This window comes from Halomonas sp. BC04 (assembly GCF_000568385.1).
Genome location: NZ_AZQX01000165.1, coordinates 1 through 6824, shown reverse-complemented (window position 1 = coordinate 6824; position 6824 = coordinate 1). Strand labels below are relative to the sequence as shown.

The window sequence follows — 6824 nt, the reverse complement described above, 5'->3', positions numbered from 1 at the left end:
CGAGATCGACGTCGAGAACCGCCGGGCACGGGTCCAGGCCGGGGTGGTCAAGGACCAGCTCAATGCGGCGCTGAAGCCCCACGGCCTGTTCTTCGCCCCGGACCTCTCCACCTCCAACCGCGCCACCATCGGCGGCATGATCTCCACCGATGCCAGCGGCCAGGGCAGTTGCGAGTACGGCAAGACACGCGACCACGTACTCGAACTCGATACCGTGCTGCTTGGCGGTGAACGCCTGCATAGCCGGCCGATCGACGATAACGAGCTGGAGACGCTGTGCCACCACAGCGGCGTGATCGGCAACGCCTACCGCACCGCCCGGGAGATCATCGATGACCAGCGCGAGCTGATCGCGGCCAAGTTCCCGCCGCTCAATCGCTGCCTCACCGGCTACGACCTCGCCCATCTGCGCGACGCGGAAGGTCGCCTCGACATCAACAGCCTGCTGTGCGGTTCGGAGGGCTCGCTGGGCTTCCTCAACGAGGCGGTACTCAACGTGCTGCCGATCCCCAGGCACTCGACCCTGGTCAACGTGCGCTACGCCGGGTTCATGGACGCCCTACGTGACGCCAAGGCGCTGATGGCTTCCGAAGCCAGGCCCACCTCCATCGAGACGGTGGACGACAAGGTGCTGCTGCTGGCCATGGAGGACTTCGTCTGGGACAGCGTGGCGGAGTTCTTTCCCAGCGCGGCTAGCGCCGAGGTTAGCGACGACGACACTGCCATCGCGACGCAGCAGGCCGCGGCCATTCGCGGCATCAACCTGGTCGAGTTCAACGACGACGACCCGGCACGGCTCAGTGAGCGAGTCGATGCCTTCTGCCGCCATCTGGAGGCAGACGCCAGTGTGGAGCGGCTCGGCCATACCCTGGCCGAAGGCCGCGCCCAGATCCAGAAGGTCTACGGCATGCGCAAGCGCGCCGTGGGCCTGTTGGGCAACGCCAGGGTCGATGAAAAAGGCGAGAAGCGCCCCATCCCCTTTGTCGAGGACACCGCGGTACCGCCGGAGCAACTGGCGGATTTCATCGCCGAGTTCCGCGCCCTCCTCGACGCCCGCGGGCTCACCTACGGCATGTTCGGCCACGTGGATGCCGGCGTGCTGCACGTGCGCCCGGCCATCGACATGAAGGACCCCGCCCAGGAGCGGCTGATCCGAGAGATCTCCGACGAGGTCGCCGAGCTGACCCACCAGTATGGCGGGCTGCTGTGGGGCGAGCATGGCAAGGGGGTGCGCTCGGAGTACGCCCCCAAGTTCTTCGGCGAGCTCTACCCCAGCCTGCAGCGGGTCAAGGCCGCCTTCGACCCCCACAATCAGCTCAACCCCGGCAAGATCGCCACGCCGCTTTTTATCCCGCTCGGTACCGCGGGTACTGCCACTCCTTCCACCTCACCCGAAGACGCAGGGAACCCGCCGCAATCCGCGGACACCGACCTGCAAGAAGAAGCGGTAAAACTGGTCGACCCGGGCCTGCTGACCATCGACGGGGTGCCCACCCGCGGCCAGCTCGACCGCCAGATCGACGAGCGGGTGTGGCAATCCCATGCCGCCACGGTGTACTGCAACGGCAACGGCGCCTGCTACAACTACGATCCAGACGACGCTATGTGCCCGTCGTGGAAGGCCACCCGCGACCGCGTCCATTCGCCCAAGGGCCGTGCCAGCCTGATCCGCGAGTGGCTTCGCCTGCAGGGAGACGCCGGCATCGACCTGGTGGAGCAGACACGACAGCAACGCGCCGAAGGGGCCCTGGGCTTCCTCAAGCGCCTGCCGGCCCGCATACGCAACACCTACAGGCGCCGCGACGAGGACGACTTCTCCCATGAGGTCTACGACGCCATGGCCGGGTGCCTGGCGTGCAAGTCCTGCGCCGGCCAGTGCCCGGTGAAGGTCAACGTGCCCGAGTCGCGCTCGCTGTTCCTGGAGGCCTACCACGGCCGCTACCTGCGCCCGATGCGAGACTACCTGATCGGCGGCCTGGAGTTCTTCGTGCCGGCGCTGGCCACGGTGGCACCGCTCTACAACACGGCACTGAGCAACCGACTGGTCGAGCGGCTGCTGGCCGGCCCCATCGGCATGGTCGACAGCCCGAAACTGTCACGAGCCAGGCTGAAGAAGCAGCTGGCCGCCTGGGGCGTGAGCGAGGCCACGCCGGTTGCTCTGGGGCTGCTGACCGAAGCGCAGAAAGCCAGAAGCGTGGTCATCGTGCAGGACGCCTTCACCAGCTTCTTCGAGGCCGAGGTGGTGATGGATATCGTCGAACTGCTCTCGCGACTGGACATCCGGGTCTTCGTCGCCCCCTACTCACCCAACGGCAAGCCGCTGAATGTGCAGGGCTTCATGGGTGCCTTTGCGCACACCGCCGAGAAGCAGGCCCGGCGGCTGCGCGCCCTGGCCGAATTCGGCGTGCCGCTGGTGGGTATCGACCCGGCCATGACCCTGACCTACCGCCAGGAGTACGTGAAGGCGCTCACGCCCGATAGCGTGCCCGAGGTGCTGATGCTGCAGGAGTGGCTGGTGACCCAGGGCCAGCGCCTGGTGCCACCGGGACTGAGCCAGCAGCTCGACGGCCTGGCCGACCCCGGATTCCGGCTGCTCTCCCACTGCACCGAGAAGACCAACGCCCCGGGCAGCCCCAAGGCGTGGCAGCAGGTATTTGCCGCCTTCGGCTTCGAGCTGGAGCTTGTCGCCACCGGCTGCTGCGGCATGTCCGGCACCTACGGCCACGAGGCGCGCAACCGCGAGACCTCGGCGACCATCTACGCCCAGTCGTGGAAGCCAGTGGTGGAAGGCGACGCCAACCCCGGCAGGCTGCTGGCCACCGGCTACTCCTGCCGCAGCCAGGCGAAGCGACTCTCCGACCAGCCCCTGCCGCACCCGCTGCAGGGGCTGTTGGCCCATTTGCGCCAGCTGAGTTGGTAAATGACCATTCAATCCGAGCCACGAGCGAACAGGAGGCTGCATGTCTCGCACCCTGATCATCATCGGTCTGTGCATCGTCGCCATTGGCTTGCTCTGGCCGTGGCTCTCCAAGCTACCCTTAGGCCAGCTGCCCGGCGATATTGCCATCCGCCGCGAGGGCTTCTCCTTCTTCTTCCCCATCACCACCATGATCCTGATCAGCGTGGTGCTCTCGCTGATCTTGTGGCTGTCAGGGCGATAATCTTGCCTGAGAGCTAGACACCCGCCGAAGGCGTCGTCCTGCTTCGCCCAACTGCATGCGGAAGAGTCAGTGACACACCATTCAGGTGGCCAACAAGCATAAGGGGCAGCCATCCAGACTGCCCCTTGTGCTTGTTTCCACGCCGTTGATCAACACGCCTATCCCTACGCGGCTATGCCAGCTCCAGCTCATCGATCAGCGCCGCCAAGCGCCGCCGTGCCTCGCCGTCCACCGCCTTGAGCGGCCGTGGCAGGCAAGGCGACGCGACAAGACCCTGTATCTCGGCCGCTGCCGCCGTTACGCGCAAACTGCCGCCATGCTCACCAAACAGCTGCCACAGCGGCTGCAGCCGCTCAACCAGCCGCGTTGCCTCGTCGGCATCGCCCGCCTGGGCGGCGCGGGTAATCGCCAGCATGGTCTTGGGGAAGGTCCCACCAATCGCCGAATACCACACTTCGCAGCCTGCATTCAGCCCCAGGGCGGCAAAGGCATCGCCGCTGATGCCAATCGTCACATGGTACGGAATCAACGCCCGCAGTCGTGCCACGCGCAACTTCGCCTCGGCGGGATCCGCCGGCACACCCGGGATCTTGATCGACGCCACCTTGGGCAGATGCGCGATCTCCCCGTGCAGCTCATCGCTGAAATTGAAATGCGTGGTGCCGGGATTGTCGTAAACGCAAAGCGGCACCGACAGCTCCCGAGTCACCTCCTCGAAGAGCCCGAACACCTCCTCAGACGACAGCCGCTGATACGACACCGGCGCCAACATCACCGCGCTCGCCCCTGCCTGCTGGGCGTCTTCCGCCAGCTTGAGTACATCGCGAGTGCGCACGGCACCGATGCCCACCATCACCGGCGTATCGCCGGCGTGCTGAACCGCCAGCTGTGCGACTCGAGCACGTTCCGCCACCGACAGATAGGCATAGTTGCCGGTGGAGCCCAGCGCACCAATCGAGTCGACCTTGGCGGCCACCAGGCGCTCGATCAGCCGTACAAAGGCCGCCTCGTCGGTACCGCTGGCGTTTAGTGGGGTCAAGGGAAAGGCGCTGAGGCCAGTGAACATGGTGGATGCTCCTATTTTCTTTCACTCATCAACAGCCACGCCGCTTTAACACCGGCACGGCGCAAGCTATTGTCTGCCGTCGCTGAGCTTACCGGCGACCGATTGAAGGCCAATATTCGTGCAAGACGCAGAAAACCACCAGCTACCGGCCACTCTCGCACGCCCCATGCAAGCTCATGGTATTTAAGCCAGGAAAGGTATGTTATCTCACCAAGCAAAAGGACAGCGTGGTGGCTGCCCTTTTGCTTGGGAAAATACGGCTGGCTTAGAAGAAGAGTCGCCGCAACGCCTCGCCCGGGTCTTCCTCGCGCATGAAGGCCTCGCCTACCAGGAAGCCATTCACGTCATGCTCGCGCATGCGCAGCATGTCGCTGCGGGTATTGATGCCGGACTCGGTCACCACGGTAATGCCCGCCGGGATTTTCGGCAGCATGTCCAGCGTGGTCTCAAGGCGAGTCTCGAAGGTGTGCAGGTTGCGGTTGTTGATGCCGACCAGGTTGATCCCAAGCTTCAGTGCGCGCTCGAGTTCATGGACGTCATGCACCTCCACCAGCACATCCATGCCCAACAGTTCCGCCTGCTGATAAAGGTCGGCCATGCGGGCATCTTCCAGGGCGGCCACGATCAGCAGGATGCAGTCGGCGCCGATGGCGCGAGCCTCGCTGACCTGATAGCCATGGGTGATGAAGTCCTTGCGTATCACCGGCAGGTTGCAGGCCTCTCGAGCCTCGATCAGGAAGTCCTCATGACCCTGGAAGAAATCGGCGTCAGTGAGTACCGAGAGGCAGGCGGCGCCGCCCGCAGCGTAGCTGGCGGCAATCTCGGCGGGCTTGAAATCCTCTCGTATCACACCCCGGGAGGGCGAAGCCCTCTTGATCTCGGCGATCACTGCCGGATCGCCCTCCTCCATGCACCGGTTGAGTGCGGCAATGAAGCCGCGCGGTGCGCTCTGGCGTTCGGCCAGCGCCAGCAATTCGGTCTCGGGCACGGCGGCTTGCCGCTCGGCGACTTCCTCATCCTTGCGGGCCAGGATGCGGGTCAGGATGGTAGGGGGTGCGTCCTGCGTCGGGCTCATGGTGATGTCTCGTTACGGGCGGCACTGGCCGCGGAATAGCCGGTAGGCGGCCCATCTTACCTATCACCCGCGCGAGATTGAAAGGGAGACTGCCCACGATTGCTGCCCCGGCCCTTTCCCGGCGCCCTGGCAGCCCGCGGGAACGCTGGCGACAACGGGTGGCCACGTGCCAGAATTCGACGATGGACAACACACCGCCATTTCATGAGTCATTCAGCAGTGACTGGCCCTGGGCCACGCCGCTGACAAGCGCCCGCCTGGTCGCCACACACTTCGACCCCACGCTGTTATGCGAGCAGGCTGGCGAGCACGATCTTTCCGGCCCCGGCTCCAGCTACGAGGGCATCGCCTTGCCCTCTCGCCTGCACGGCGCCGTTGCCAAGCGACGCGCCGAGTTCTTTGCCGGTCGCCTCTGCGCAAGAAGGGCTTTATGGCTGCTGGACGGCCGGGATTCAACGCCGGGCATGAACGATGACCGCTCCCCCTGCTGGCCTGAGGATTGCGTGGGGGCCATCACGCATAATGCGGGCTGGGCCGCTGCCCTGGCCGCTCCCAGGCACGCCTGCCAAGGGCTTGGCCTGGATGCGGAGCACCTGCTGGATGCCGAGCAGGCCATTCGCCTGGCCAGAAGAGTCCTTACGCCCGGCGAAGCGGCCCGCCTGGATCAGTTGCCTCCATCCGAGGTTGGCCTGATGGTCACTGCAACCTTTTCCCTCAAGGAGAGCCTCTTCAAGGCGCTCTATCCGCTGGTAGGCCAGATGTTCCACTTTCAGGATGCCGAGCTGGTGGCCTGGCACGGCATCGGCACGGTCCGCCTGCGCTTGCTCAGTGACCTGGGACGCGGCTGGCTGGCCGGCCGCGAAGTCACGGGTGAGACCTGCCTGCATGAGGGTCGCCTGCTCAGCCTGGTGGCGTTGCCCGCCCCGGGCCTCGAGGATGCTGGCCGCGCCACAGTCGGTCCCTGAACGCCAGCAATTGAACCTCATCCATGACCGACTCGGCCTTACACTACGCAGGAAGGGCCCTCGACACGCTCATTGGCCAGCTTGACGCCGGCCGAAATGAGAATAAAAAGCAACCACAATACCGCCAAACGCAGAGTCAGGGAATCAGTACACGGGTGAAATCGGCCAGTTCCTTCATTTTTTCCAGTGGCAATTTGGAAGCCTGGGCATCCTGGGCCATCATCACACCCTCTTTCAGCGTGTCGGCAACGTCCGCGCAGTAGAGCGCCGCCCCGGCGTTGAGCGCGACGATGTCCCCCGCCAGTCCTTCCCCCACCAGGGCCTCGCGCACCAGCCGCAGGCTGTCCTCGGCGCTGACCACCTTGAGCGACGCCATGTCATGACGCTCGATGCCCAGCTCCTCGGGGGTGATCGTGTAGCGGCATATCGCGCCATCCTTCAGCTCGGCCACCTGGGTCGGTGCGGCCAGCGAGATTTCGTCCAGCCCATCCTCGGCGTGCACCACCATGACATGGCGGCTGCCGAGATACTGCAGCACTTCGGCCATCAGCGGTACC

General features: G+C 65.0%; 5 protein-coding genes and 1 pseudogene. 3 read left to right on the top strand and 3 right to left on the bottom strand.

Annotated features, from left to right (window positions below; all coding sequences use genetic code 11):
• Both Q427_RS11630 and Q427_RS11625 read left to right on the top strand, forming a co-directional pair.
• Positions 1-2920, top strand: a 2920-nt coding sequence (locus tag Q427_RS11630) for an FAD-binding and (Fe-S)-binding domain-containing protein (protein ID WP_043514007.1), incomplete at its 5' end; no start/stop codon positions are given.
• Between the two features lie 40 nt (positions 2921-2960).
• A complete protein-coding gene (locus tag Q427_RS11625; protein WP_043514006.1) occupies positions 2961-3161 on the top strand; it encodes a DUF2905 domain-containing protein in 201 nt (66 codons plus the stop codon).
• Between the two features lie 172 nt (positions 3162-3333).
• On the opposite strand, the gene Q427_RS11620 is transcribed toward Q427_RS11625, so the two are convergent.
• Positions 3334-4227, bottom strand: coding sequence for a dihydrodipicolinate synthase family protein (locus Q427_RS11620; RefSeq protein ID WP_043514004.1), 894 nt, complete (start codon positions 4225-4227; stop codon positions 3334-3336).
• A 265-nt stretch (positions 4228-4492) separates the two neighbouring features.
• The gene (trpC, locus tag Q427_RS11615) at positions 4493-5302 is read right to left on the bottom strand and encodes an indole-3-glycerol phosphate synthase TrpC (protein ID WP_043514002.1); all 810 of its coding nucleotides are present in this window, start codon (positions 5300-5302) and stop codon (positions 4493-4495) included.
• A gap of 182 nt (positions 5303-5484) precedes the next feature.
• Here trpC and Q427_RS11610 point away from each other — a divergent pair, with 182 nt between their 5' ends.
• The gene (locus tag Q427_RS11610; RefSeq protein ID WP_051496308.1) at positions 5485-6267 is read left to right on the top strand and encodes a 4'-phosphopantetheinyl transferase family protein; all 783 of its coding nucleotides are present in this window, start codon (positions 5485-5487) and stop codon (positions 6265-6267) included.
• Between the two features lie 136 nt (positions 6268-6403).
• Here the strand turns inward: Q427_RS11610 and trpD are convergent.
• Positions 6404-6824 (bottom strand): annotated as a pseudogene (gene trpD / locus Q427_RS11605) (anthranilate phosphoribosyltransferase); the annotation flags it as partial.